The 26,012-nt window shown below is 65.3% G+C and carries 21 protein-coding genes and 1 pseudogene; 5 read left to right on the top strand and 17 right to left on the bottom strand.

The window, feature by feature from the left end:
• Positions 1-84: 84 nt before the first annotated feature.
• From ACOQFS_RS11790 to ACOQFS_RS11765, 6 genes and pseudogenes are all read right to left on the bottom strand, one after another.
• A complete protein-coding gene (locus ACOQFS_RS11790) occupies positions 85-999 on the bottom strand; it encodes an amidohydrolase family protein (protein ID WP_421563052.1) in 915 nt (304 codons plus the stop codon).
• A gap of 6 nt (positions 1,000-1,005) precedes the next feature.
• Positions 1,006-1,963 (bottom strand): annotated as a pseudogene (locus ACOQFS_RS11785) (Bug family tripartite tricarboxylate transporter substrate binding protein).
• A gap of 197 nt (positions 1,964-2,160) precedes the next feature.
• Complete coding sequence (locus tag ACOQFS_RS11780) at positions 2,161-3,162, bottom strand: Bug family tripartite tricarboxylate transporter substrate binding protein (protein ID WP_421563051.1); 1,002 nt, start codon at positions 3,160-3,162, stop codon at positions 2,161-2,163.
• Positions 3,163-3,232: 70 nt separating this feature from the next.
• Positions 3,233-4,225: an NAD(P)-dependent oxidoreductase gene (locus ACOQFS_RS11775; protein ID WP_421563050.1), complete on the bottom strand. Its 993-nt coding sequence runs from the start codon at positions 4,223-4,225 to the stop codon at positions 3,233-3,235.
• Positions 4,168-4,854 carry an RraA family protein gene (locus tag ACOQFS_RS11770; RefSeq protein ID WP_421563049.1) on the bottom strand — a complete coding sequence of 229 codons (687 nt, stop codon included), beginning with the start codon at positions 4,852-4,854 and terminating at the stop codon, positions 4,168-4,170. Before ACOQFS_RS11770 ends, ACOQFS_RS11775 begins: the two co-directional genes overlap by 58 nt.
• Positions 4,855-5,043: 189 nt before the next feature.
• Positions 5,044-6,045, bottom strand: coding sequence for a tripartite tricarboxylate transporter substrate binding protein (locus ACOQFS_RS11765; RefSeq protein ID WP_421563048.1), 1,002 nt, complete (start codon positions 6,043-6,045; stop codon positions 5,044-5,046).
• 135 nt (positions 6,046-6,180) lie between these two features.
• Here ACOQFS_RS11765 and ACOQFS_RS11760 point away from each other — a divergent pair, with 135 nt between their 5' ends.
• Entirely contained in the window at positions 6,181-7,002 is an 822-nt protein-coding gene (locus tag ACOQFS_RS11760) for an IclR family transcriptional regulator (protein WP_421563047.1), read from the top strand.
• An 83-nt stretch (positions 7,003-7,085) separates the two neighbouring features.
• Here the strand turns inward: ACOQFS_RS11760 and ACOQFS_RS11755 are convergent, their stop codons facing one another.
• Positions 7,086-7,511 (bottom strand): acyl-CoA thioesterase, encoded by a 426-nt coding sequence (locus tag ACOQFS_RS11755; protein WP_421563046.1) that lies wholly within the window; start codon positions 7,509-7,511, stop codon positions 7,086-7,088.
• Between the two features lie 22 nt (positions 7,512-7,533).
• Positions 7,534-8,316 (bottom strand): SDR family oxidoreductase, encoded by a 783-nt coding sequence (locus ACOQFS_RS11750; protein WP_421563045.1) that lies wholly within the window; start codon positions 8,314-8,316, stop codon positions 7,534-7,536.
• Between the two features lie 139 nt (positions 8,317-8,455).
• On the opposite strand from ACOQFS_RS11750, the gene ACOQFS_RS11745 reads away from it, so the two are divergent.
• The gene (locus ACOQFS_RS11745; protein WP_421563044.1) at positions 8,456-10,156 is read left to right on the top strand and encodes an electron transfer flavoprotein-ubiquinone oxidoreductase; all 1,701 of its coding nucleotides are present in this window, start codon (positions 8,456-8,458) and stop codon (positions 10,154-10,156) included.
• 294 nt (positions 10,157-10,450) lie between these two features.
• Here ACOQFS_RS11745 and ACOQFS_RS11740 read toward each other — a convergent pair whose 3' ends face one another.
• The 9 genes from ACOQFS_RS11740 to ACOQFS_RS11700 form a co-directional block, all read right to left on the bottom strand.
• Entirely contained in the window at positions 10,451-12,094 is a 1,644-nt protein-coding gene (locus ACOQFS_RS11740; protein WP_421563043.1) for a methyl-accepting chemotaxis protein, read from the bottom strand.
• Between the two features lie 73 nt (positions 12,095-12,167).
• Entirely contained in the window at positions 12,168-15,863 is a 3,696-nt protein-coding gene (locus tag ACOQFS_RS11735; RefSeq protein ID WP_421563042.1) for a hydantoinase B/oxoprolinase family protein, read from the bottom strand.
• An 80-nt stretch (positions 15,864-15,943) separates the two neighbouring features.
• Positions 15,944-16,909, bottom strand: a complete 966-nt coding sequence (locus ACOQFS_RS11730) for a TRAP transporter substrate-binding protein (RefSeq protein WP_421563041.1) — start codon at positions 16,907-16,909, stop codon at positions 15,944-15,946.
• Between the two features lie 41 nt (positions 16,910-16,950).
• Positions 16,951-18,249, bottom strand: coding sequence for a TRAP transporter large permease (locus ACOQFS_RS11725; protein WP_421563040.1), 1,299 nt, complete (start codon positions 18,247-18,249; stop codon positions 16,951-16,953).
• Positions 18,250-18,276: 27 nt separating this feature from the next.
• Positions 18,277-18,786: a TRAP transporter small permease gene (locus ACOQFS_RS11720; protein ID WP_421563039.1), complete on the bottom strand. Its 510-nt coding sequence runs from the start codon at positions 18,784-18,786 to the stop codon at positions 18,277-18,279.
• A 172-nt stretch (positions 18,787-18,958) separates the two neighbouring features.
• Positions 18,959-19,930 carry a TRAP transporter substrate-binding protein gene (locus tag ACOQFS_RS11715; protein ID WP_421563038.1) on the bottom strand — a complete coding sequence of 324 codons (972 nt, stop codon included), beginning with the start codon at positions 19,928-19,930 and terminating at the stop codon, positions 18,959-18,961.
• Positions 19,931-19,957: 27 nt separating this feature from the next.
• Positions 19,958-20,734, bottom strand: coding sequence for a putative hydro-lyase (locus tag ACOQFS_RS11710; protein ID WP_421563053.1), 777 nt, complete (start codon positions 20,732-20,734; stop codon positions 19,958-19,960).
• A 384-nt stretch (positions 20,735-21,118) separates the two neighbouring features.
• Positions 21,119-22,036 (bottom strand): LysR family transcriptional regulator, encoded by a 918-nt coding sequence (locus ACOQFS_RS11705; RefSeq protein ID WP_421563037.1) that lies wholly within the window; start codon positions 22,034-22,036, stop codon positions 21,119-21,121.
• Positions 22,037-22,147: 111 nt separating this feature from the next.
• A complete protein-coding gene (locus ACOQFS_RS11700) occupies positions 22,148-22,600 on the bottom strand; it encodes an Lrp/AsnC family transcriptional regulator (protein ID WP_421563036.1) in 453 nt (150 codons plus the stop codon).
• Positions 22,601-23,035: 435 nt separating this feature from the next.
• On the opposite strand from ACOQFS_RS11700, the gene ACOQFS_RS11695 reads away from it, so the two are divergent.
• The 3 genes from ACOQFS_RS11695 (at position 23,036) to ACOQFS_RS11685 (ending at position 25,908) form a co-directional block, all read left to right on the top strand.
• The gene (locus ACOQFS_RS11695) at positions 23,036-24,007 is read left to right on the top strand and encodes a TRAP transporter substrate-binding protein (RefSeq protein WP_421563035.1); all 972 of its coding nucleotides are present in this window, start codon (positions 23,036-23,038) and stop codon (positions 24,005-24,007) included.
• Positions 24,008-24,139: 132 nt separating this feature from the next.
• Positions 24,140-24,634, top strand: coding sequence for a TRAP transporter small permease (locus tag ACOQFS_RS11690; protein WP_421563034.1), 495 nt, complete (start codon positions 24,140-24,142; stop codon positions 24,632-24,634).
• Positions 24,631-25,908, top strand: coding sequence for a TRAP transporter large permease (locus tag ACOQFS_RS11685; RefSeq protein ID WP_421563033.1), 1,278 nt, complete (start codon positions 24,631-24,633; stop codon positions 25,906-25,908). The genes ACOQFS_RS11690 and ACOQFS_RS11685 overlap by 4 nt, the downstream gene beginning before the upstream one ends.
• Positions 25,909-26,012: the final 104 nt, after the last annotated feature.

Here is a 26,012-nt window from a genome sequence, read left to right as displayed (position 1 = left end):
CGTTCACGCTGAGCTCGTCGAAGCGCTGCGCAAGGCTTCGACAAGCTCAGCCCGAACGGATATTTCAAGTTCAAGAATGCTTGCTCAAAAATGCATTGAGTCAGCGGCGGTGGCGAAACCATACAGCCGCGCCGGGTTGTCGACCAGGATGCCGTCCATCACGGCATCGCTGCCCGCCCAGGCACGCAGCAAGTCCACCAGGTCGGCATCGTTGACCGAGCCCGGTGCCTCGGTGGTGTGCGGCCAGTCGCTGCCCCACACCAGGCGCCCGGGCGCGGCCTGCACCAGCGCGCGGCCCAGGGGCAGCGTGTCAGCGTAGCTCGGGCCCTGCACGGTGGAGCGCATGTAGGCGCCCGACAGCTTGACCCACGTATTGCCGCCGTCCAGCAGCCTGCGCAGCACGCCGTAGGCGTCGGCAGACGGGCCCTGCGCCGGGTCGATGCGGCCCAGGTGGTCGATGACCAGCGGAACCGGCAAGGCCTGCAAAATGGGTTCGAGCGCCACGATCTGCTCCGGGTGTGCGAGCACCTGGATATGCCAGCCGCCGCAGTCCGCATGGCGCGCGACCTTGTCCGCCAGGGTGGACAGCATCTGCGGCGTGGTCGTGCCCCAGGACTGCGGTGAGACGAAGTTCACGCGCAACCCGCGCACGCGCCGCGCGGCGAGGCGGGCCAGCGCCACATCGCTCACCTCCTGGCCCACCACCGCCACGCCACGCGCGCTGTCGCCCAAGGCGTCCAGTGCATCCAGCGTGCAGGCATTGTCGGTACCGTAGGTGGACGGCGTGACCACCACGGCGCGCGATGTGCCCAGGCGCTGCTGCAGCTGCCGGTAGGCGGCCACGGGCGCATGGGGCGGCGTGCGCGGCCAGTGCGGCGATGGAGCAAAACGCGCATCGAAGATGTGCATATGGCTGTCGCACGCCAGCGGCGGCAGCGCCCGCAGCGGTTGGTTGAGGCCCGCCGAATGCGGCACGGCGCCAGACAGGGGCAGGTCCATCGGCGCTCAGTCCAGCTTGATGTTGCCCTTGCGCACCACCTCGCCCCATTTCGCATCTTCCTTTTTGAGGAAGGCCGCGAACTCGGCAGGCGTGGAGCCCACGGGCTGCGCGCCCATGTCGGCCAGGCGCTGCTTGACCTCGTCGTCCTTCATCACCTCCTGCACCGCTTCGCGCAGCTTGGCAGCGATGGGCTCGGGCGTACCTGCAGGCAGGAACATTCCGTTCCACTCGTAAGCCTCGTAGCCGGGGATCACCGTCTCGGCCACGGTGGGCACGTCGGGCAGGCGCCTGGAGCGCTCGGGCGCGGACACGGCCAGCGCGCGCAGCTTGCCGCCGGAGACATGGGGGTAGGTCGCGGCCACGGTACCGAACATGAAGTCCACCTGGCCGGCCATCACGTCGGTGATGGCGGGGCCGCCGCTCTTGTAGGGCACGTGCACCATGTCCAGATTCAGCTGCTGGCGCAGCAGCTCGGCCGCCAGGCGCTGCACGGTACCGCTGCCGCCCGAGGCGAAGTTGAGCTTGCCCGGGGCCGCCTTGGCTTTGGCGACGAGGTCGCCGATGTTCTTGATCGGCGAGTCGGTCTTCACGATGAGCACGTTGGGCGCCAACAGCACCAGCGCCAGCGGCTGCAGCGTGTTGGCGGCATACGGCATCCTGGGGAACAGGTGCGGATTGATGGAGTACGGCGTGGCGTCGTACAGCACCGTGTAGCCATCAGGACTGGCCTTGGCCACGTAGCTCGCGCCGATGGTGCCGCTGGCGCCGGCCTTGTTGTCCACGATCACACTTGGTACCGAGCTTGGCGCCCAGGCGGGTGGCCAGCACGCGGGCCACGGCGTCGGCCGCGCCGCCCGGGGCATACGGCACGACGACGGTGATGGGGCGCTCGGGGAACGCGGCATGGGCCAGGCCCGAAGCCAGGGCGCAGGCGGCGATCAGGGGTTTGAGAAAACGCAACATAAAGTCTCCTTATTCATTCATCCATCAAGAACCAACAGGTATTGCTGCGCCATGGCCCGCGAAACTGGCGCAGACAAAGCGCAGACAAGGCGCAGGCAGCCGTGCAAGGGCCGCCCCGCCGCACCGGCTGCGTCCCCCTTCCCGCATCGCGCAGCGAGGCGAGAGAGGGGGGGGAAGGCGCAAAGCGCCTCAGGGGGTCACTCCACTTTCAGGTCCAGATCCTTGGCGATCTGGGTGTAGGTGGCGACTTCGCGCTCCACCTGCGCCGCAAACGCGGTGCCGCAGGTCGAATCCGCATCCAGCCCCAGGCCGCGCAGCTTCTCGGCGGCTGCCGGGCTTTTGGCAAAGTCCATGGCTGCACGCTCGAGTTTCTGCACCACGGCGTCGGGCACACCGGCGGGCGCCAGCACTCCGTACCACGCATCGGCCGAGTATTTGCCGCCCCCCGCCTCGGCGAACGTGGCCACGTCGGGCAGCAGCGAAGAGCGCTTGGGCGACGCCACGGCCAGGGCCGTGAGCTTGCCGCTTCTGAGCTGCGGCAGCACCGAGCCCAGCGTGGCGAACGAGCTGTCGAGCTGGCCGCCCACCAGGTCCGTCACCGCGGGTGCCGCGCCCTTGTACGGCACGTGGTTGAGCTTGAGGCCATTGGCCCGCGCGAACATCTCGGTGGCGAAGTGGCCCGAGCTGCCCACGCCAGCAGTGCCGGCCGTGGTGGCGCCCGGCTCCTTGCGGGCCCGCGCCATGTAGTCGGCCAGCGACTTCACCGGCAGGCCCGGCCCGACCACCAGCACCGTGGGGCTGGTGGCCACCGTGCACAGCGGCCTGAACGACTTCACCGCATCGAACTTGACCCGGTTGCTGTACAGCCCCGGGATCATCGTGTGGTTGGTGGCACCGAACAGCAGCGTGTAGCCGTCGGCCGGCGCACTGGCCACCGCCTGTGCGGCCAGGATGGTGTTGGCGCCAGGCTTGTTGTCGATGATGAAGGGCTGGCCCAGCGCCTGGCTGGCATGGTCAGCAAACGCGCGGGCCACCACATCGGTAGGTCCCCCTGCGGCAAAGCCCACCACCAGCTTCACGGGTTTGTTGGGATAAGCCGTCTGAGCAACAGACGGGGCACAATAAGCTATCAAAAATATAGCTGTCAGCGCTTGATAGATAAGCGCTGCAGGCATTTTTTTCTTGAAATGGTCTGACATATCACTTGTCTCCACACGGTCCGGACGCCTGCCCGGCCATGTTCTTGGTTTGATATTGGGCAGGTAGCGCTCAGGCCACGGCCACTTCGCCCGGCGTGCGGGCCAATACCGCCAGCAGGTTTTGCGCCGCGCCCACGCCCATGTTCACGTAGGCATCGCTGGTCACACCGCCGATGTGGGGGCTGAGGATGAAACGTGGTTCGCCCTGGAAGGGGTGGCCCGCCGTCATCGGCTCGACCGCAAAGCTGTCCAGCCCCGCCGCCATCACCTGGCCCGAACGCACGGCGGCCAGCAGCGCGACCTCGTCGATCAGGCCGCCGCGCGCCGTGTTCACCACGATCACGCCGCGCCTGCATTGCGCCAATGTGGTGGCGTTCAGCAGGTGGCGGTTCTCGTCGGTCAGCGGGCAGTGCAAAGACACCGCATCGGCCTCGCGCCAGATCGCCTCCAGGCTCACGCTGTGCACATAGTCCGGCAGGTTCTTCGCAAACGGGTCAAAGCCGATCACGCGCATGCCCAGTGCGTCAGCCATCTTGGCAAAGCGCAGGCCGATGGCACCCAGGCCCACCAGGCCCACGGTGCGGCCGCCCAATTCCAGGCTTTTGTGCGTGGCCTTGTCCCAGTGGCCGGCGTGCATGCGCGCGTCGAGCTGCACCACCGATTTGGCGCAGGCCAGCAGCAGCGCCAGCGCCTGCTCGGCCACAGCGGCGGCGTTGGCGCCCACGGCAGCCACCACCTCGATGCCACGGGCCTGGGCGGCCACCTTGTCGATGGTGTCGGTGCCGCTGCCGTGCTTGGAGATGACCTTGAGTGCCGGGGCTGCGTCCATCACCGCCGCACCCACCTTGCCGTAGCGCACGATGATGGCCACCGGGTTGTGCGCGCGGCACAGGGCCACCATGTCGTCTTCGGTGGGTGTCTTGCCGGCGTAGACGATGTCGTAGCCCGTGAGCAAATCGAGGGCTTGCGGCGCCAGGTCTGCGCCCGTCACGATGATGGCGGGGTTCACAGCGACTCCCCTTCCTGGAGCACGCCCGCAGCGCGCAGCGCGGCGGGCAGCCATTTCGAGGCGGTGTCGCCACGGGCAATGGCTTCGATGCGGGCAGCCTCGTCGGCCACCTTCTTGTCGGCCAGGGCCAGCATGGCGGGGGCCTTTTCGCGCTCGATCACCACCACGCCGTCCGCATCGCCCACGACCAGGTCGCCGGGGTGCACAGAGGCGCCCCCCGCGCTGATGGGGTGGTTGATGCGGCCGGGCACATACTTGGTGGGCCCTGCGGGGTTGAAGCCCGCGCTGAACACCGGAAAGTCCAGCTCCAGAATTTCGAGCTTGTCGCGGATGGCGGCGTCCACGACCACGCCTGCCAGGCCGCGCTTCTTGCAGGCACTGAGCATCAGCGTGCCCATCAGCGCGGCCGTCTGGTCGCCCTTGCCGTCGATCACCAGCACATCGCCCGGCTGGGCCAGGGCAATGGCAGCGTGGATCATCAGGTTGTCGCCGGGGCGCACTTCCACGGTGAAGGCCGGGCCCGCCACCTTCATGTTCTGGTGCACCGGCGCGACGCGGCCGTGCAGAGTGCCGCGGCGGCCCGCCACGTCGGCCAGGATGGCGGCCTGGTAGGTGGCAGCCTTGCTCACGACATCGGCGCTGACGCGCTCGATGGTGCGGATGATTTCAGGAAGTTGGTTCATGGAATGGTCTTGGTAGAGAACACGGGGAAACAGGGGCGCGGATGGGTGCGCAGACCTGGTGAAGGTGCACGACGCCCACGCCGCAGCCCGACCTGCCACAACACCGGCGGCGCGTGAAATGCAAAGTGCAGGAGGCGGGGAGCGGGCGCATGCGACGGGCCCGCCGCCCCCATCGAACGAGTCCGTCCGTCAGTCCAGACTCGCGCCCGAGTCCTTGACGATCTTGGCCCAGCGCGGCACCTCGGCCTTGAGCAGCGCACTGAACTGCTCTGCCGTGCCGCCCAGCACTTCGCCGCCTTCCGAGCGCAGTTTGTCCGCCACATCGGGCTGTTGCAGAGCCGCGTTCACGGCCTTGTTGAGCTGCGCCACGATGGGCGCGGGCGTGCCGGCCGGCGCCAGGATGCCGAACCAGGTCACGGCCTCGAAGCCCTTGTAGCCGGACTCGGCCAATGTGGGCACATCGGGCAACTGCGGCGAGCGCTTGGCCGATGTGATGGCGATGACCTTGAGCTTGCCATTGCGCACCTGGCCCAGCAGTGTGGGCACCGACGACATGTACAGGTCGATCTGCCCGCTCACCAGGTCCGTCATGGCCTGGGCCGCACCCTTGTAGGGGATGTGGCGCAGCTTGATGTCGGCCGCGTTTTCGGCCAGTTCGCCCGCCAGGTGGGCCACCGTGCCGTTGCCCGAAAAGCCCAGCGTGAGCGCATCGGGCTTGCCCTTGGCGGCCGCCACCACGTCGGCATACGACTTGAACGGCGAGTTGGCTGGTGCGGCCATCACGATGGGCGAAGACGACACCAGCGCCACCGGCACCAGGTCCTTCAGGGGGTCGTAGGGCAGCTTGGGATACAGCGTGGGGTTGATGGCGAGGTTGCTGGTCTGGCCGATCACCAGGGTATAGCCATCCGCAGGGGACTTGGCTACAGCGTCTACACCCAGGTTCCCACCCGCGCCGGGACGGTTGTCCACGATCACATTCCACTTGTTCTGGTCGGCGAGCTTCTGGGCCACGGTGCGCGCAATCATGTCGGTGCCCCCACCGGGCGGGAACGGAACAACGAGGCGGATGGGCTTGCCGGGATAGGCGGTCTGAGCGCCCGCCGCAACGGGTGCAGCAAGGACCGCAACACCCAGCAAGGCTGCGCCCAGATGAGCATGAAGAGCGCGCGAAAGCGATGGAACTGGCATGCGTGTTTGTCTCCGTGATGTATTTGAGGAAGCCGTGCCACGCGTTGGGAAATCAACGAAGCGGCAACAGGTGCAAATGTAGGCAGTCGTTTCAACCCATACAATGTCGTTGCACACAATGAAACACAGACCGCCATGAGCAACCCCCGCGTCACCTCCAGAAAGGCAGCGCCTGCGTCGCCGCCCTCCCGTGCCGAGCCCGCGCTCGTCAGCACTGAAGAGGCGGCCCACGGAGGCGGCGTGATCGCCGTGACACGCGCCCTGCAGGTGCTGGACGCGTTTTCGCTGGGCGAATCCAGCCTGCCCCTGGCCGAGCTGAGCCGGCGCTGCGGCCTGCACAAGACCACGGTGCTGCGCCTGGCCCGCACACTGGCGCAGGCGGGCTACATGGTGCAGCGCGACGATGGCGCGTGGCGCCTGGGGCCGGCTGCCGGCTGGCTGGGCGCGCGCTACCAGGCCGGCTTTGACGTGCAGAACGTGCTGGAGCCCGCACTGCGCGAGCTCACCCACGCCACGGGTGAAAGCGCCGCCTTCTATGTGCGCGAAGGCAATGTGCGCACCTGCCTGGTGCGGGTGGAAGGGCCGCAGGCCCTGCGCCACCACGCCCGCATGGGCGAGGAGCTTCCGCTGGACAAAGGCTCGCCGGGCCGTGTGATCCTGGCGTTCTCAGGGGCCCCCGGCAAGGTCTACGAAGACATCCGAAAGAAGGGGTATCACTGGTCCATCGGCGAACGCGAGCCCGGCGTGGCCACGGTGTCCGCGCCGGTGTTCGGAACCCACTGGCGGCTGATGGGTTCGGTGTGCATTTCAGGCCCGGCATCCCGGCTGCCCGAGTCCAAGCTGGAATCGATGGCACAGACGGTGATCGCCGCAGCCAACCGCCTGTCCTATGCGCTGTCCGGCAGCACCGCGACACCCGCGCCCAGCCCGGTGCGCGCGACGCGCTGGCACCCATGAACGGTTGAGCAGCCCGCGGGCATCACGAACTGCTGACGTTGCCTGGCATTCCGGTCAATATCGAATGCGATGTGCGTCCGCACTCAACCGCCAGCGACCAGCGCGCGCATCCACTCCGGCAGCGGCGCCGCCTTCTGCTGCGGAAAATCCACCCAGATGGTGGTGGCGCCCCCGGCTGCGCAAATTTCGCCGGGGCGATCCACGCGCTCCATCGTCGCCCAGGTCTCAAAGGTGGTGCGGCCCGGGTCGCTCACGTACAGCTTGAGCAGCACGTCCGCCGGGTACTCCAGCTGTTTGTAGAAATTGCAGAACGCGTTGACGATCACAGGCCCCTGGCCGCGCGGGTCGGGGTTGCAGCCCACGGACACCATCCATTCGATGCGCGCTGTCTCCAGGTACCGAAAGTAGACGGTGTTGTTGACGTGCCCCATGGCATCCATGTCACCCCAGCGCACGGGGAACCGCATTTCAAAGACGAGCTTCTTGGCCTCGGGGATGTCGATCTTCATGTGTCTTTTTGCACCCGGCAGATCAGACGGCGAAGCCGTCGTCGGCCGCGATCACCGCCCCGTTGATGAAATGGCTCTGGTCGCTGGCCAGCATGACCAGCAGCGCGTCCAGATCCTGCGGGGCACCCACGCGCTTGCGCGGCAGCATGTCGATGAGCTTGCGCCCCTGTTCGGTGTCCCAGTGGTGGTGGTTGATCTCGGTGTCGATGTAGCCCGGGCAGATCGCATTCACGTTGATGCCGAACTTGCCCCATTCCACCGCCATGGCGCGCGTCATGTGCACCACGGCCGCCTTGCTCATGCAATACACGCCAATCTGCGGCAGCACCTTGAGCCCGGCCATCGAAGCGATGTTGATGATGCGCCCACCCGTGAAGCTGCCCGGAGCGGCACCCCGGGCGCGCGCCAGCATGCGCTTGCCCACCTCCTGCGCCACGAAGAAGGCGCCCTTCACATTGGTGTCGAACACGTAGTCATAGTCGCCCGGCGCCACATCCTGGATGCGCTGCGTGGTGCTCACCCCCGAGTTGTTGACCAGGATGTCGATGGAGCCCATCTTCGTCTCAGCATGGGCCACGGCGGCCTTGATGGATGCGTGGTCGGTCACATCGAGTTCCACCACATGCGCGTCACCGCCCTCGCCTTCGATGCGAGCGCGCAACTCCTTGAGCTTTTCCACCCTGCGGCTGGCCAGCACCACCCCGGCGCCAGCGCGGGCCAGCGTGCGGGCAAACTGTGCGCCCAGCCCGCTGGAAGCGCCAGTGACGAATGCGACGCGGCCCGACAGGTCGATGCTGTATGCCATTTAGAGTCTCTCCACTCATCAAAATAGAACGGTCGTTCGATTGTCTTCTTTCCATGAATACAATCAGTCGCCAGCCAGACAGGGTCCCGGCCCGTGGTCTGCGCACAATAGTCCATTATCAAACGCCCACGAGAAGCCCATGACGAACGAAGAGATCCTCGCCCAGTACGGCCCCCGCGAATCCATGGAATACGACGTGGTGGTCGTCGGCGGCGGCCCCGGCGGACTGGCCACGGCCATCCGGCTCAAGCAACTGGCGGCTGACAAGGGCCAGGACGTGTCGGTGGTGGTGCTGGAAAAGGGCTCCGAGCCCGGCGCGCACATCCTCTCGGGCGCCATCATGGACCCCAAGGCGCTCAGCGAACTGATCCCCGACTGGAAAAAGCGCGGCGCCCCGCTGAACCAGCCCGTCACCGACGACGCCTACATCTTCCTGTCCGAGAAATCGGGCTTCCGCGTGCCCAACATGGTCCTGCCGCCCTTCGCGCAGAACCACGGCAACTACATCGTGCGCCTGGGCGACGTGACCAAGTGGCTGGCCGAGCAGGCCGAGGCCCTGGGCGTGGAAATCTTCCCCGGCTTCACCGCTGCCGAAGTGCTCTACAACGACGACGGGTCCGTCAAGGGCGTGGCCACCGGCAACATGGGTGTCGGCAAGGACGGCGAGCCCACCGAGAACTTCCAGCTGGGCATGGAACTGCTGGGCAAGTACACCGTGTTTGCCGAAGGCGCACGCGGCCACCTGGGCCGCCAGCTGATCGCGCGCTTCAAGCTCGACGCAGGCCGCGACCCGCAAAGCTTCGGCATCGGCGTGAAGGAACTGTGGGAGATCGACCCCAAGCGCCATCAGCCCGGCTTTGTGATGCACACCGCCGGCTGGCCCATGGAAAACGACACCTACGGCGGCGCGTTCCTGTACCACCTGGACGACAACAAGATCGCCATCGGCTTCGTGACGGGCCTGGGCTACAAGAATCCCTACCTCAGCCCGTTCGAGGAATTCCAGCGCTGGAAGACGCACCCCAACGTCCGCTACTACTTCGAGAACGAACAGGGCGAGATCACGGCCAAGCGCCTGTCGTACGGCGCGCGCGCCATCAACGCCAGCGGCATCAACGCCCTGCCCAAGACCATCTTCCCCGGCGGCGCGCTGGTGGGCTGCAATGCCGGCTACCTGAACGTGGGCCGCATCAAGGGCAGCCACGCCGCCATCAAGACCGGCATGCTGGCTGCCGAGGCCGCCTACGATGCCATCGTGGCCGGCCGCCAGCACGACGAACTCAAGGCCTACCCCGAGGCCTTCGAGAAGAGCTGGCTCTACACCGAGCTGAACAAGGACCGCAACTTCAAGAACTGGTTCAAGTACGGCCTGACCACGGCCACGCTGATGAACGGCTTCGAACAGTTCGTGCTGCGCGGCCACATCCCATGGACGCTGCACCGAGACAAGCCCGACCACGCATACCTGAAGCCCGCAGCCGAGTGCAAACCCATCGTCTACCCCAAGCCCGATGGCAAGCTGACCTTCGACCGGCTCTCCAGCGTGTTCATCAGCAACACCAACCACGAAGAGAACCAGCCCGCCCACCTCACGCTCAAGGACGCTAGCGTGCCGGTGAACATCAACCTGGCGAAGTACGCCGGCCCCGAGGCGCGCTACTGCCCCGCCGGCGTGTACGAGTTCGTGCCCGATGAAGCCAAGGGCGGCAGCGCCCAGCGCCTGCAGATCAACGCGCAGAACTGCGTGCACTGCAAGACCTGCGACATCAAGGACCCTACGCAGAACATCGTGTGGGTGACGCCCGAGGGCGGCGGCGGGCCGAACTACTCGGGCATGTAAGCTACAAAAACAGTAGCTTGTAGCGTTTGAAGGGCCTGCGTTGCAGGCCTTTTTTTATTGAATTTTTTCGTCTACTCGCATCCGACCCATTCGGGCTGAGCCTGTCGATGCCAGGGCGGTGAATGGTCAGCCCTTCAACAGGCTCAGGGCGAACGGTTGGCGAGGCGGATCTTCGAACTCGAAACAACCGTTCGGGCTGAGCATGTCGAAGCCAAGGCGGGGATTGCGCGGCGCTTCGACAAGCTCAGCGTGAACGGTTTCAAGTGAAGTGATTCCCACTCAAGCGTGCAGAACTCAGGCCGCGCGGGCGAGTTGAAATTGCCCCATCGCCCCCGCCAGCCGGTTCGCCTGGTCCTGCAGGCTCTGCGCCGCCGCGGCGCCCTCTTCCACCAACGCCGCGTTCTGCTGGGTCATGTGGTCCAGCTGGTCCACGGCCTGACTGACCTGCCCGATCTGGGTGCTTTGCTCGCTGCTGGCGGCGTTGATCTCGGACATCAGCGTGGTCACGCGCTCCACGCTCTGAACGATGTCACCCATGGTGGATCCGGCGGTGACCACCAGCTTCGCGCCGTCGCTCACCTTCTCCACGCTGGTGGAGATCAGTGCCTTGATCTCGCGCGCCGCGTTGGCGCTGCGGCCGGCCAGGGCGCGCACCTCACTGGCCACCACGGCAAAGCCGCGGCCTTGCTCTCCGGCACGTGCGGCCTCCACAGCCGCGTTCAGCGCCAGGATATTGGTCTGGAAGGCGATGCCGTCGATGATGCCCACGATGTCAGCAATCTTCTGGCTGCTGGCGTTGATCTCTTCCATGGTGCGCACCACCTGGCTGACCACTTCGCCGCCCTTGCTGGCCACCTGTGTGGCATTCACGGCCAGGTCATTGGCCTGGCGCGTGCTGTCGGCGTTGGCCGCCACCATCTGCGCCAGCTGGGCAATGCTGGCCGCGGTTTGCTGCAGGTTGCTGGCCGCGTGCTCGGTGCGCGCGCTCAGGTCGGTGTTGCCGGCCGCCACTTCGGAGCTGGCCACGTGAATGGACTCGCCCGAATCGCGCACCTCGGTCACCACGTAGTGCAGCGACTCGACCATTTTGTTAAGCGCCGTCAGCAGCTGGCCGATCTCGTCGCTGCGGCCGGTCTGCATGCGCACGGTCAAATCGCCTTTTGCCACTGTCGCTGCCGCCTCTGAAGCTTCTCGCAGGGGTTGCACGATGGAGCGGCGCAGCAGCCAGCCGAACAGCGCCGACAGGGCCACCACCACGGTCACGGCAATCGCGCTGATCCACTGTGCCCGGCTCGCGTCGGCAATCATGGCGTCGGCCGCTGCCAGCGACGACTGCTCAGACGCCTCCAGCAACCGGTCGATGGTCTGCAGATACGCCGTGAGGGCGGTGGCGTGCTCCTGCAGCTCCTTCTGGCTGATGACCTTGGACTCCAGCGCGTTCTGCATCAGCGCATCACGCAGCGCGGCGTACTGCTGACGCTGCGTCTGGGCCTCCTTCCACAGCGGCTCGGTGCTGCGGGCATTGGACGCCCCGGCGAGCGCCTGTTCGATACGTTGACGCGTTGCATCCTCGGCCTTCAAGCGGTCACGCATCTCGGCCAGCAGGGGAAAGACATCGGTCGAAATCGTGGCACGCAGCGCGATCTGGCCGATGGTGACGGACTGCGTCTTCCAGTCACGCACCGTGCGCTCGATGGGCAGTTGCTCGCGCGCCAGCAGCGCGGCCTGGCGCTCGGTATCTTCGCCAGTCAGCCAGGTGGTGGCGCCCAGCAAAGCCACCGCCAGGCCCAGCAGGCCAAAGCTGGCGGCCAGCTTCTGGCCCACCGACAGCGTGCGGCGCGAGGGGCCTGCAGGGCCAGCCGGTGTGGACGGGTGAGAATGCGCGGCCGGCAATGCCGGCTGTGCGGGAACGGAAATGACAGCGGGCACAGAGTTCATTGGTAATTTCCTGTTCATCGAAATAGCCTTGTGGGCAACGTGCGAAACGACCAGCAAGCTGTGTGCCACTGCGTCATGACATGGCTGCTTCGGCCGCTTCTACCGGTTGGCGCACTTCGCCTGAGCCCTCGCAGGGCCCGAAGCCCCCACCACCCGGAGTAGCGATCTCGAACACATCGCCTGGCTGCATCAACGCAGCGCCGATGTGGCCCAGTTCTTCCACCTCGCCGTTGGCCCGCAGCACGCGGTTGGCGCCCGCCCGGCCCGGATGCCCCCCCGCCATGCCAAAGGCCGGGTTGAGGCGACCGTTGGAGAGGATGCTGGCGGTCATGGATTCCAGGAAGCGCACGCGCCGCACCCCCCCGTCGCCCCCAGCCCAGCGCCCTGCCCCGCCCGAGCCCCGCTGGATCTCATAACTGTCGAGCACCACGGGGAAGCGGAACTCCAGCACCTCGGGGTCCGTCAAGCGGGAATTGGTCATGTGGGTCTGCACCACACTGGTTCCGTCAAAGCCACGCACCGCCTGGCCCGACGCGTCGAGCACCGCACCGGCACCGCTGCCACCGGCAATGGTCTCGTAGTACTGGTACTGCGCATTGCCGAAGGTGAAGTTGTTCATGGTGGGCTGGCTGCCCGCCATCACCCCCAGGGCGCCAAACAGCGCATTCGTGATGCAGGTAGAGGTTTCCACATTGCCCGCCACCACCGAGGCCGGCGGGTTGGGGTTGAGCATGCTGCCCTGCGGGATGATCACCTTGAGCGGCTTGAGACACCCGGCGTTCAGCGGAATGTCGTCGTCCACCAGCGTGCGGAAGACATACAGCACGGCGGCCATGCACACGGCACGCGGGGCATTGAAGTTGTTCAGTTGCTGGGGGCTGGTGCCTGCAAAGTCAATCACGGCACTGCGCTCCGCCGCATTCACCTGGACCGACACACTGATCTGCGCGCCGTTGTCCAGTGGCAGCGTGAACTGCCCGTCTTTCAACTGGGTGATCACACGACGCACCGATTCCTCCGCGTTGTCCTGCACATGGCGCATGTAGGCCTGCACCACATCCAGGCCGAACTGGTCCACCATCTTCGACAGCTCCTGCACGCCTTTTTCATTGGCCGCGATCTGCGCACGCAGGTCGGCCAGGTTTTGCTGCGGATTGCGGCTGGGGTATGGCGTGGTGCCGCCGCCGGTGGCCAGCAGGCTGCGTACCTCTTCCTCCAGCAGAATGCCCCGGTCCACCAGCTTCACGTTGTTGATCTGCACACCCTCTTCATCGATGCGTGTGGAGAACGGTGGCATTGACCCCGGCGTGGTGCCGCCGATATCGGCATGGTGGCCACGGCTGCCCACATAAAACGTGGGCTCGCTGCCCTCCGCCACGTACACCGGCGTGATCACGGTCACGTCCGGCAGGTGCGTGCCGCCGTGGTATGGATCGTTGAGCATGTACACGTCGCCCGGGTGCATCTTGCCCCGGTTCTCCTGGATCACGGTCTTGATGCTCTCGCCCATGCTGCCCAGGTGCACCGGCATGTGGGGGGCGTTGGCAATCAGATTGCCCTCTGCGTCAAACAGCGCGCAGCTGAAGTCCAGCCGCTCCTTGATGTTCACCGAATAGGCGGTGTTCTGCAGCTGCAGGCCCATCTGCTCGGCGATATTCATGAACAGGTTGTTGAACACCTCGAGCAGCACCGGGTCCACCGTGGTGCCTGCGGCGTACTGCAGCTTGCGGGCCGCGACGCGGTCGAGCACCAGGTGGTCCAGATCGGTCAGGCGCGCAGACCAGCCGGGCTCCACGACCGTGGTGGTGTTCTTCTCCGCGATGATGGCGGGGCCCGGAATCACATCCCCCGGACGCAAGTCCTCGCGCACCACCAGGCCGGCATCGCGCCAGCGGCCGTCGGAATACATCTGCACGAACTCGCGCAGCGGCGCTTTGCGCTGGGGATGCACGGCCAGGCGGGGCTCGGCGGGCGCATCCCCGGCAATCATGGCCTCCACGGAGACCGCTTCCACCACCAGCCCCTTGCCCACCATGAGGAAGGCAAAACGCTGGCGGTACGCCGCTTCGAATGCGGACTGGATGGCCGCCATGTCGCCAAACGGCACCACCAGGGCGGAATCCGTGCCTTCGTAGCGCACGTGCACGTTGTGCCGCACCTGCACAGGGTTGGCGCTGACCTGCTGGTGCTCCAGTTCAGCCTGGGCGGCCGCGCCCAGCGAGTCCAGCTTGTCGGCAATCAGCGGCAACGCATTGGCATTCAACGCCATTTCCACGGCCTGCTCGCGGATCACCGTCTGGTCTGCCAGGCCCATCCCGTAGGCGCTGAGCACGCCCGCCAGCGGGTGAACTAAGACACGGGACATGCCCAGAGCGTCGGCCACCAGGCACGCGTGCTGGCCGCCCGCGCCACCAAAGCACTGCAGCGTGTAGCGCGTGACGTCGTAACCGCGCGCCACGCTGATCTTCTTGATGGCATTGGCCATCTGCTGCACCGCGATCTGAATGAAACCTTCGGCCACTTCTTCGGGCTTTCGGTGGGTCTTCTGCGCCAGCTCTTCAAAGCGAGCACGCACGGCGGCGGCGTCCAGCGTTTCATTGGCCGCGGGGCCAAAGACGCTGGGGAAGTACCGGGGCTGCACCTTGCCCACCATCACGTTCGCGTCGGTCACCGCCAGAGGGCCGCCACGGCGGTAGCTCACCGGGCCGGGGTTGGCGCCCGCGCTCTCCGGTCCCACCCGAAAGCGGGATCCGTCATAGCTCAGCACCGACCCGCCGCCCGCCGCCACGGTGTGGATGCTCATCATGGGCGCGCGCATGCGCACGCCCGCCACCTGGGTTTCAAACTCGCGTTCAAAAGCCCCTGCGTAGTGGCTCACGTCGGTGGATGTTCCACCCATGTCAAACCCGATGACTTTTTCATGCCCCGCCAGCCCCGCAGTGCGGGCCATGCCCACGATGCCGCCAGCCGGACCAGACAGGATTGCATCCTTGCCCTGGAAGGTACCCGCGTCGGTCAGCCCGCCAGAGGATTGCATGAAGAACAGGCGCACGCCCGGCATTTCGCTGGCCACCTGCTGTACATAGCGCCGCAGGATGGGAGACAGGTAGGCATCGACGACAGTGGTGTCGCCGCGGCTCACGTACTTCATCATGGGGCTGGTTTCATGCGACGTGCTGATCTGCACGAAGCCCACCTCTCGGGCAATGCGCCGGGCCGCTTGTTCGTGCTGTGTGTAGCGGTAGCCGTGCATGAACACAATGGCCACGCTGCGCAGGCCACGCCTGTATGCGGCCAGCAGGTCACCGCGCAAGGTGGCTTCATCCAGGTTCTGCAGCACGTCGCCATGCGCGCCCATGCGCTCGCGGGCCTCGACCACCTCGGTGTACAGCAATTCGGGCAGCTGAATGTGGCGGTCGAACAGGCGCGGCCGGTTCTGGTAGGCAATGCGCAGGGCATCGCGAAACCCGCGCGTGGTCACCAGCAGCGTGGGCTCGCCCTTGCGCTCCAGCAGTGCGTTGGTGGCCACGGTCGTACCCATCTTCACGCACTCCACCAGTTCCGGCGTCACAGGCTCTCCGGGCTTCAGACCCAGCAGGTGGCGGATGCCGGCGACCGCTGCATCCTTGTATTGCTCGGGGTTCTCGGACAGCAGCTTGTGGGTGGTCAGCGAGCCATCGGGCCGTTTGGCGACGATATCGGTGAACGTGCCGCCCCGGTCGATCCAGAACTGCCAGCGGCTGCCATGGGGGTTGGATGTGGTTTGCATGGTGTTGACCCTGTCGAGAGAAGGAAGTGACTGCGAAATGAGGAAAAGACGTGGCGATGGGACGGGACAGTGCCCCGGCCTCAGCGCTGGAAGTAATAGGGAATGAAGATCTTGTTGGCCTCGTTGCCCACGGACTGCACCCACTCGCGCGAAAAGCGTTCGCCCAGGCGCTTGAGTTCGGCGTCCAGCTCGGCCGGTGCGCGGCCCACCTGGATGCCTTTGCGCTGCAGCTCACCCACCGACTCTTGCGCGATGGATTCGCTCAGCGCCCAGCCGCGGGACTCGGCCTCGGCGGCGGCCTGCATCACGGCCTGGCGCAGCGGCGGCGGCAGCGCGTCAAACGCCTTCTGGTTCACGAACACGATGTTTTTGGGAAACCAGGCGTTGATGCCGTAGTACTGCCGAATCTGGCCCCAGACCTGGTTTTCCACGCCGGTCAGGGCAGAGGTGATCATGGAGTCGAGCTTGCCCGCTACCAGCGCCTGGTTGACCTCCACCATGGGCACGTCCACCGGCGTGGCGCCCAGCATCTCGGCAATGCGCACCGTGGCGGGGTTGTAGGTGCGCATGCGCGTGCCCTTGAAATCCGCCGCGGACTTGACCGGTGCAGTGGAGAACAACCCCTGCGGCGGCCAGGGTACGGCGTACAGCGCCTTGAGGCCCCGCAGGGCGAAGTGACTGTCGATCAGCGGGCGCTGCAAGTCCCACATGCGGCGGGCGTCGGCATAGGTCCGCACCACGAAAGGCACGGCGTCGGCCCCGGCGATGGGCATGTCGCCCACCAGGCTGGTCATGATGGTTTCGCCCGCTTCGGCGCGTCCCTGTTGCACGGCTTGCGCAATTTCAGCCAACTTGAACAAGCTGTTGTTCGCATGCACTTCGATGCGCAAGGCCCCCTGCGCGGCGCGCTCCACCTCGGCGGCAAACTGCTGAACGTTGCGTGTGTGAAACGACTCGGCGCGGTAACCCGTGGCGAGCTTCCACACCGTCTGGGCGTGCAGTACCGGGGCCGCGAGCAGCGCGGCCAGCAACACAAACGTCTTCATGGGGAACTCCTGTGCGGACTTGCGGTGCGGGTGGGTGGTGGTCAGCCCTGCATCTGGCGCGGCAGCCACAGCACCACATCCGGCGCGAAGTAGCTCATGAGCACGGCGGCCATCATCAGCATGAACAGCGGCAGCGCAGTGCGCGCGATCCAGGTGATCTCGCGCTTGGTCAGCCCCTGCAGCACGAACAGGTTGAAGCCCACGGGCGGCGTGATCTGCGCCATCTCCACCACCAGCACGATGAAGATGCCGAACCACACCAGGTCGAAGCCGGCTGCTTCGACCGTAGGCAGCAGCACCGCGATGGTAAGCACCACCATGGAGATGCCGTCCAGAAAGCAGCCCAGCGCGATGAAGAACACGATGAGCAGCAGCATCAGCGCAAAGGGCGACAGCTGCAGTGCGCCGATGAACTCGGCCAGGTGGCGCGGCAGGCCGATGAAGCCCATCGCCAGCGTGAGGAAGGCGGCACCTGCCAGGATGAGGCCGATCATGCAGTACACGCGGCAGGCGGACACCAGCCCCTCCTTGAACCGCTGCCACGTCAGCGAGCCCTCGATCCGCGCCATGACGAGCGAGCCAGCCACGCCCAGCGCTGCGGCTTCGGTGGCGGTGGCGATGCCGCTGTAGATGCCGCCCAGCACCAGGGCGATCAGCGTGATCACGGGGATCAGGTGCCGCGCGGCATAGATCTTCTGCACCAGGCTCAGCGGCGCATCGGCCGCGGGCACCTTGTCCTTGTTGAACAAGGCCCACACCATGATGTAGCCCATGAACAGCAGGGCCAGCACCAGCCCGGGGATCACGCCTGCCAGAAACAGCTTGGCAATGGACACGTTGGCCGCCACGCCGTACACGATCATGATGATCGAGGGCGGGATCAGCAGGCCCAGCGTGCTGGCGCCCGCCAGCGTGCCCACCGACATCGCGTCGGGGTAGCCGCGCCGCTGCAGTTCGGGCAAGGTGATCTTGCCGATGGTGGCGCAGGTGGCGGCCGAGGAACCCGAGATGGCGGCAAAGATGGTGCAGCCCACCACGTTGGTGTGCAGCAGGCGTCCGGGCAGCCGGTCCAGCCAGGGCGCCAGGCCCTTGAACATGTTGTCCGACAGCTTGCTGCGAAACAGGATCTCGCCCATCCACAGGAACAGCGGCAACGCGGTGAGCGTCCAGGCCGAGCTGGAGCCCCAAATCGTCAGCATCATGCTGTCGCCCACCGGGCGGCTGGTGAACAGCTCCATGCCGATCACACCCACCGCCAGCAGCGCAAGGCCAATCCACAAGCCGGCGCCCAGCACGGCAAACAGCGCTACGACGAGCACCAGGGCAATAACCATATCCATGATGAAACTCCGGTGAACCCTTGCGGCCTATTCGGTGGCGGCCTGAGAGCCCGCCAGAAACCATTCGCGCCCTTGCCAGCGCGCCACGATGGCATGGCCGAAGGCGATGGCAAACACCACGCAGCCCACCGCCATGCTCAGCTGAGGAATCCACAGCGGTGAGGCGTCGGCGGCTGCGGACACGTCATGCGTGATGTACGACAGCCACACCAGCCGGATGGCGTACCAGGCCGTGTACGCCGACAGCACCATCGCCGCCAGCAAGCCGCCCCACTCCATCATGGCGCGGGCCCGGGCCGAAAGGCGGTCCAGCACCAGCGTGACGCGGATGTGGTCGCCATGCAGCAGCGTGGTGGGCAGGGCAAAGAACAGGGTGGCGGCAATGGCATAGCCCGCGTACGCATCCAGCCCCTGCAGGCTGATGAAAGTGACCTGGCGCGAAAGAATGCTCAGCACGACGATCAGAAATGCCGACACCATGGACAGGCACGACAGGCCGATGAGGCAGCGGTACAAATTGCGGACGAGCTTGTCCATGGCGATCTCCTGCAGTCGCTTGCGAATAGAAATAGGAAAGGGAATAACGGAGCGCTGCGCTGCGATGGGGGCCACTCCGGGCGGGCCGCAGCGGGCGGCCTGGGCTGTCGTCTCACGCGGGAGGCGATACCGGTGGTGCCGGTCTCACGCCCTCTGCGTGTTTCGCAGCGCCTCAGGGCTTGCGGTAGGCGTCGATGATGGCTTTGCCGTCCGGTCCGGCCGACTTGATCCATTCTTCGGTCATGGTCTCGCCGATGGAAGCGAATTCCTTCTTCAGCGCATCCGAAGGCTCGGTGATGGTCATGCCCTTGGCGGCCAGTTCCTTGAGGAATTCCTTGTCCAGGCGCTCGCTGGTTTCCCAGCCTCGCTTCTCGGCAGCGGCTGCGGCCTTGAGCACCGCGTCCTGCGTGGCTTTGTCCAGGCTGTCGAAGGCCTTCTGGTTGACCACGGTGGCGTTGCGCGGCTGCCAGGCGGCCACGGGGTAGAAGTACTTCACCTGCTCATACAGCTTGCTCTCCACCCCGCTGGCCGACGAGGTAAGGAAGTTGTTGACCGTGTTGGTGGCCAGCGCCTGGCCCAGCTCGGTCAGCTGGATGGTGACGGGCTGGGCCTTGAGCAGCTGCGCAATGCGCGTGGTGGCCGGGCTGAACGAGCGCATCTTGGTGCCCGCCAGGTCAGAAGGCGCCTGCACGGGCTTGGTGGAGTACAGCGATTGGCCGGGCCATGGCACGCTGAACAGCAGCTTCATGCCTTGCGATGCCAGCAGCTTCTCTTGCGCAGGGCGTGCCACCTGGTAGAGGCGATATGCGTCGGAGTAAGACTTGGTGAGAAAGGGGATGGAATCCACGCCATACAGCGGGTTCTCGTTGGCGGCACCCGACAGGATGAACTCGGCCGCAGGCACCTGGCCCGTCTGCACGGCGCGCTTGATTTCATTGGCCTTGTACAGAGAGCCCGCCGGGTGCAGCGTGATCTTGAGCTTGCCCTGCGTGGCGTCGTCCACGTCCTTGGCGAACTGCTGCACGTTCACGGTCTGGAAGGTGTTGGCGCTGTAGCCTGTGGGCAGGTCCCACTTGGTCTGGGCGTGGACGGCGCTGGCACCAAAGGCGGCGACCAGGCAGGCGGAGAGGACGATCTTCTTCATGGTGAGGCTCCTTGGGAAGTGAGGGATTCAAAAACTGGCAAGCTGGTGGTTGAGCAGATCGGTGACCAGCATGCAACCGGGGGCATGGGTGATGCAAAACGCGGGTTGAGCGTTGAGGATGGCGGACTGCGGCGTGACACCGCAGGCCCAGAACACGGGGATCTCGTCAGGCAACAGCGCCACCGCATCGCCGTAATCGGGCTTGGCAATGTCGGCAATGCCGATGAGGGCGGGGTCGCCGATGTGCACCGGCGCGCCGTGCACATTGGGAAAGCGCGAGGTGACCTGCACGGCGCGGATCACATCGGCCGCGGGCATGGGCCGCATGGACACCACCATCGCACCGCCAAACGGACCTGCGGCCTCCGTCGCGATGTTGGTGCGGTACATGGCCACGTTCTTGCCTTCGTTGATGTGGCGCAGGCTGATGCCGGCCTCTTGCAGCGCGGCTTCGAACGAGAAAGAGCAGCCCAGCACAAAGGTGACCAGGTCGGGCCGCCACAGCGCCGCGATGTCGCCCACCTCCTGGGCCAGTTCGCCGTGGCGCCAGATGCGGTACTGCGGCACATCGCTGCGGATATCGATGCCCTCGCCCAGCGAGGGCAGCGCCGTCTGGCCTGGCTCGCTCACGGCCAGCACCGGGCAGGGCTTGGGGTTGCGCTGGCAAAAGCGCAGAAAGTCACCCGCTTGCACCTCGGGCAGGATCACCAGGTTGCCTTGAACTCGGCCCTGCGCCAGTCCGCTGGTGTGCGACGCCCAGGCGCCTTCACGAATGACGCTGCGTACGTGGCGGGGGTTGTTGATGCCCTCGGCACCAAACACTGCCAGCGCTTTGTCTTGTACTGTTTCCACCGTGTTTCCTTGCATTGAGACATGTCAATGGCATGACGTTGGGCGGATTGTGTTGGGCGGTGCCGTGTGCTGGCAAATTCAAAAATTTTCTCTTAGCTCATCGATTTTTTCGATGCACTTCATTGGGGCAGAGTGACCCAGTCTGGTGCTCAAGGGTTAACCCTTGGATCAAATTTACGGGTTATCCCGGACTGTTCGAGCGTTGCGCAACCTCTCTGCGGAAGGCTGCGTGCCGGGTGTACCCCGCACACCTGGAACAGTAGGAAAGCGCATCGCGTTGCTGCTGCGGGTACCGCACGGCGCACCCTTGCGGTGCAGACTGCCCCCGCTGCGGCGTCAGGCACTGGTTTTGGCTTTGCCCGCTTTGACGGGCGGCTGCTGGGCGTCAATGAAACCGAGCGCTGATCGCACGACGGCTTCCATCGCCGGAGACGAGGGGTCTTCGCGGTAACTCACGTGGATGGGCAAAGGCCGCAGCGCCGTGTCGCACGCCAGTGCCCGCAGATCGGGGAAGGCCAGCATGCGCTGCACAGCCAGGCGCGGCAGCGTGGCCACGCCGAAGCCGCCCTGCACCAGCTGCACCATGGCCGAGATGGACGAGATGGTGTGCACACAGCGCGGCTCTACCTGCGCGCTTCGCAACGTGTCGAGCAGGTAGACATGGGGCTGCGAGCCGCGCTGAAAGGTAAGGATGTCGGTGTCCGCAAAATCCTGCAGCGTGTATTTGCGCTTGCGGTGCAGCTTGGCGTTGCCCACAAACACCATTTCCATGGGCGCCAGCGCCTGGCTGCGAATGCCGTCCGCCGATGCAGGCAACGCTGCAAACACGGCGTCCAGCGTGCCACGGCGGATCTGGTCGAGCAGCACCGGCGTGGGTTCCACCGTCAGCTCCAGCTCCAGCAGCGGGTTGTCCTTGCGCAGTTGCTCCACCCACGGAATCAGCCACGAGTGCAGCACCGATTCAATCGCGCCCACGCGCATCGACACCTCCAGCGGGCCGCCCGACCCCATCTCGGCCTTGAGCTGGCGCTGCAGCTCCAGCATGCGCTTGGCGTAGGTGAGAAACCGCGTGCCCGCCACGGTGAGCTTGAAATGTTTGTCGCGCCGGTCGAGCAACAGCACGCCCAGTTCCTCCTCCAGCGCAGAAATGCGGCTGGACATGGCCGACTGCGTGAGGAACAGTTTTTCGGCCGCGCGCGTGACGCTCTTGAGAGAAGCCACCCAATAGAAAGCTTCGACAAAACGCAGGTTCATGTGGGGTCTCCCCAGGCGGCCCGTGCCGCAAGCCCATCCAATTTTGCTATTGATTCAATAGCTTCCAGCGCTTATCCATCAAGCGCTGGAGGCCATTTTTGCTTGAAATTCTCATCCCAAAGGCAGGTCCGCCTTCTTCAGCGTGCGCAGCACAAAGCTGGAGCGGCTGTGGCGAATGCCCTTGATCTTGTAGAGCTTCTCCCGCAGCAGGCGCTCGTAGTCGCGCGTGTCCTTGACGACGATGCGCAGCAGGTAGTCGTAGTCGCCCGACACCAGGTGCGCCTCGATCACTTCGGGAATGCTGGCCAGCGTCTCGCCAAATTTTTCGAGCGTGTTGTCCGAATGGCTGTCGAGCGTGACCTGCACCAGCACGGTGTCTGCCAGGTCCAGCGCTTGCGGGTTGATGCGCACCGTGTAGCCCTGGATGACGCCGGCCTCCTCCATCTTCTTGATGCGGCCCCAGCAGGGCGAGGGGCTCAGGCCCACGGCGTGCCCGATCTCCTGCAGGCTGGCGCGGGCGTTGCCCTGCAACACGGCGAGTATTTTTCTGTCCAGTCGGTCCATGAGCGTGATTATTCACACAATCATCAATCTGCAGAAAATTATTCTGCCAACTACCCAAATCAAAGAGAAAACAGCAAATTCATCTGAGCTGAGCGGCGCATACTTCTTCCATCAAGGCGCTCTTACCGGAGCGCACAAATTGACAAGGCCCCGGCTGGTTACCGCCAGCGCGGGGCCCTTGGCATGTGGCTTCGGTCCGGGGGCCTGGCATGGCGATCCCCCATCCGCTTGCGAGCCGGCTCCCGCCCCCCTGCACTCAGCATGACACTAAGCTGACGCCCCGCTTTTAGTAAGCACGCTTACCAGCACAAACCCCGATGCCCCGGCGGTGGGCACCCCTCCATAATTTCCTGGCGACTGGCACGATGTGCCGTTATCTTTCCCCGGGCACACCGTGCGGTGGCGCCCCGCCCCATTCCAACAGGAGACAGCAGCATGCAACTGACCAAACTCGTCGTCAGCCTGGGCCTCGCGCTCGGCTTTGTGGCCACCGCCGCAGCGCAAACCACCATGCGCATCAGCATCTCGACGGCGCAGAACTCCCACCAAGGCGTTGCCATCGACACGTTTGCCAAGGAAGTCGAGGCCCGCACCGGCGGCCGCTACAAGGTGCAGACCTTCTACAACGGCGCCCTGGGCGGCGAGCGCGAATCCATTGAAGCCGTGCAGCTGGGCACGCAAGAGCTGGCGTTCAGCTCCACCGGCCCCGTGCCCAACTTCGTGCCCGAGGCGCGCATCTTCGACGTGCCTTTCCTGTTCCGCGACAAGGCCCACGCCCGCGCCGTCCTGGACGGCCCCATCGGCCAGGAGATGCTGACCAAGTTCGACAGCAAGGGCTTCAAGGCCCTGGCCTGGGCCGAGAACGGTTTCCGCCACATGACCAACAGCAAGCGTTCGGTGAACACGCCCGACGACTTGAAGGGCCTGAAGATGCGCACGATGGAGAACCCCGTGCACATCGCCGCGTACAAGGGCTTTGGCATCATCACCACGCCCATGGCCTTCCCTGAAGTGTTCACCGCCCTGCAGCAAGGCACGGTGGATGGCCAGGAGAACCCGCTGCCCGTGATCATCTCGGCCAAGTTCGACCAGGTGCAAAAGCACCTCACGCTGACGGGCCACGTGTATTCGCCCGCCATCTTCGTGATGAACAAGGGCGCATTCGACAAGCTCTCTGCCGCTGACAAGCAGGCCTTCATCGACGCCGCCAAGGAAGGCACCAAGGCCAACCGCGCCCGTGTGGACGAGGACGACGCCAAGGGTGTGGCCGACCTGCGCGCCAAGGGCATGACCGTGGTGGACAACCCCGACAAGGCCAAGTTCGTGGCCGCGCTGGCCCCGGTGAATGCCGAATTCGAGAAACAGTTCGGCAAGGCCACGCTGGACAAGATCCGCGCCGTGAAATAAGCACGGATGACAGCCCGATTACTATATTTTTAGTAGCACAAAACGCCCGCAGAATAAGCGCTGCGGGCGTTTTTTCCTTTTATTTCTGTTGGCAGTGATATCTGCGTCGTCGTTGCCGGCTGTGCTCACCCCATGAAAAATTTCTTCCTGTTGTTTGAACGCTGGACCACGCTGGCCGCCCTGCTGGGCGCGTGCGCCATGCTGGCCGTGGCCGCCACGCTGGGCATGTTTCAAATCATCACGCGCTTTGTGCTGGAGCAGCCCGCCGAGTGGACCGAGGTGCTGATCCGCTTCAGCCTGATCTGGATGGTGTTCCTCGCCATTCCCGCCGCCTTTCGCCAGGGTGCGATGGTCAGTGTGGACGTGCTCTACCGCTGGAGCCCGCCGCGCGTTCGGCGTGTGCTGGACTATGTGGTGGCGCTGGCCGCGCTCGCCCTGATTGGCGTGATCGTGTGGTTCGGCTGGGACTATGCCAAGCGCGGCGGCGTGCAGTCGATGGCCGGTCTGGAATCCGTGTCGATGTTCTGGGCCTATGTCGCCATGCCGGTGGGCGGTGTCTTCAGCGCCATCGGAATCCTGGGCAACCTGATGGACCCGCAGCGCCTGGAGCTGGAGAACGCGCAATGACCCCCGTGATGATCACCACCATGGTGCTGTGCTTTGCACTCACCGTCTCCGTGGCCGTGTCCATCGGCCTGGCCTCGGTGCTGGGCATCCAGATGGCCAACGCCAACATGCTGATCTCCGTGAAGGAGATGTTCGGCTCGATCAACAAGTTTCCCCTGGCCGCCATTCCATTCTTCATTCTGGCGGGCAACCTGATGGAGTCCGGCGGCATCTCGCGCCGCCTGGTGGAGTTTGCCAAGAGCATCGTGGGTGGCGTGCAGGGCGGCCTGCCCATGACCTGCGTGCTCACCTGCATGATCTTCGCGGCCGTGTCGGGCTCTTCGGTGGCCACCACGTTTGCCATCGGCGCCATCCTGATTCCCGCGCTCATCAAGCACGGCTACCCCACCAGCTACGCCGCCGCCCTGCAGGCCACCAGTGCCGAGCTGGGCGTGGTGATTCCACCCTCCATTCCCCTCATCCTGTATGGCGTGAGCGCCGAGGTGTCGATTGGCGAGCTGTTCATCGCGGGCTTCGGGCCGGGCATCCTGATTGCGGGATCGCTGATGCTGTTCGTGTGGGCCTTTTGCAAGTGGAAGGGCTGGGGCAAGCAGGACGGCGACGGCCGCATGCCCCTGGGCCGCGCCACGCTGCAGGCGGGCTGGGCGCTGCTGATGCCGGTCATCATCCTGGGCGGCATCTATGGCGGCATCTTCACGCCCACCGAGGCCTCGGCCGTTGCGGTGTTCTACGCCCTCGTCGTGGGCGTGGTGATCTACCGCGAGATCAAGATCAAGGACCTGCTCGCCATTTTGCGCAAGTCGGCCATCTCGTCGGCAGTGATCATGTTCATCATCGCCAACGCCGGGCTGTTCGCCTTCCTCATCACGCGCGCCGGTGTGCCCGACGCCATCGGCCGCTGGCTCGAAGCAGTGCTGCAGTCGCCCACGCTGTTCCTGCTGGGCGTGAACGCCGCCCTGTTCGTGATCGGCATGTTCATCGAAACCAGCGCCGCCATCATCGTGCTGGCGCCCATCCTCGCGCCGGTGGCCCTGCACTTTGGCGTGGACCCGGTGCACTTCGGCCTCATCATGGTGGTGAACCTGGCGATGGGCATGATCACCCCGCCCTTCGGCGTGAACCTGTTTGCCGCCTGCACCGTGGCGCGCATATCGCTCGACCGCATCGTGGGGCACCTGTTGCCGTTTGTGCTGGTCATCATGGCCTGCCTACTGGTCATCACCTATGTGCCCCAGCTGTCGCTGGGATTGCGGGATCTCGTCTACGCAAAGTAGCGAGTGCAGTGTTTGACGCTTCCTGGGAGTCTGCGCGGTAGAAGGCATCGAAGCGAAACGCGCGAAAGCCGAGGATCGCGTGGTGCTACCGACAAGCCCAGGGT

The organism is Paracidovorax sp. MALMAid1276 (assembly GCF_049198005.1).
In the GTDB taxonomy this organism is placed as follows: domain Bacteria; phylum Pseudomonadota; class Gammaproteobacteria; order Burkholderiales; family Burkholderiaceae_C; genus Acidovorax.
This window is presented reverse-complemented; position numbering and strand designations above follow the sequence as displayed.

Coding starts and splice junctions, on each gene's coding strand:
- ACOQFS_RS11790 (WP_421563052.1), bottom strand. CDS start 999: ATGGACCTGCCCCTGTCTGGCGCCGTGCCGCATTCGGCGGGCCTCAAC.
- ACOQFS_RS11780 (WP_421563051.1), bottom strand. CDS start 3,162: ATGTCAGACCATTTCAAGAAAAAAATGCCTGCAGCGCTTATCTATCAA.
- ACOQFS_RS11775 (WP_421563050.1), bottom strand. CDS start 4,225: ATGGCTGCCCGCCGCGCTGCGCGCTGCGGGCGTGCTCCAGGAAGGGGA.
- ACOQFS_RS11770 (WP_421563049.1), bottom strand. CDS start 4,854: ATGAACCAACTTCCTGAAATCATCCGCACCATCGAGCGCGTCAGCGCC.
- ACOQFS_RS11765 (WP_421563048.1), bottom strand. CDS start 6,045: ATGCCAGTTCCATCGCTTTCGCGCGCTCTTCATGCTCATCTGGGCGCA.
- ACOQFS_RS11760 (WP_421563047.1), top strand. CDS start 6,181: ATGAGCAACCCCCGCGTCACCTCCAGAAAGGCAGCGCCTGCGTCGCCG.
- ACOQFS_RS11755 (WP_421563046.1), bottom strand. CDS start 7,511: ATGAAGATCGACATCCCCGAGGCCAAGAAGCTCGTCTTTGAAATGCGG.
- ACOQFS_RS11750 (WP_421563045.1), bottom strand. CDS start 8,316: ATGGCATACAGCATCGACCTGTCGGGCCGCGTCGCATTCGTCACTGGC.
- ACOQFS_RS11745 (WP_421563044.1), top strand. CDS start 8,456: ATGACGAACGAAGAGATCCTCGCCCAGTACGGCCCCCGCGAATCCATG.
- ACOQFS_RS11740 (WP_421563043.1), bottom strand. CDS start 12,094: ATGAACTCTGTGCCCGCTGTCATTTCCGTTCCCGCACAGCCGGCATTG.
- ACOQFS_RS11735 (WP_421563042.1), bottom strand. CDS start 15,863: ATGCAAACCACATCCAACCCCCATGGCAGCCGCTGGCAGTTCTGGATC.
- ACOQFS_RS11730 (WP_421563041.1), bottom strand. CDS start 16,909: ATGAAGACGTTTGTGTTGCTGGCCGCGCTGCTCGCGGCCCCGGTACTG.
- ACOQFS_RS11725 (WP_421563040.1), bottom strand. CDS start 18,249: ATGGATATGGTTATTGCCCTGGTGCTCGTCGTAGCGCTGTTTGCCGTG.
- ACOQFS_RS11720 (WP_421563039.1), bottom strand. CDS start 18,786: ATGGACAAGCTCGTCCGCAATTTGTACCGCTGCCTCATCGGCCTGTCG.
- ACOQFS_RS11715 (WP_421563038.1), bottom strand. CDS start 19,930: ATGAAGAAGATCGTCCTCTCCGCCTGCCTGGTCGCCGCCTTTGGTGCC.
- ACOQFS_RS11705 (WP_421563037.1), bottom strand. CDS start 22,036: ATGAACCTGCGTTTTGTCGAAGCTTTCTATTGGGTGGCTTCTCTCAAG.
- ACOQFS_RS11700 (WP_421563036.1), bottom strand. CDS start 22,600: ATGGACCGACTGGACAGAAAAATACTCGCCGTGTTGCAGGGCAACGCC.
- ACOQFS_RS11695 (WP_421563035.1), top strand. CDS start 23,036: ATGCAACTGACCAAACTCGTCGTCAGCCTGGGCCTCGCGCTCGGCTTT.
- ACOQFS_RS11690 (WP_421563034.1), top strand. CDS start 24,140: ATGAAAAATTTCTTCCTGTTGTTTGAACGCTGGACCACGCTGGCCGCC.
- ACOQFS_RS11685 (WP_421563033.1), top strand. CDS start 24,631: ATGACCCCCGTGATGATCACCACCATGGTGCTGTGCTTTGCACTCACC.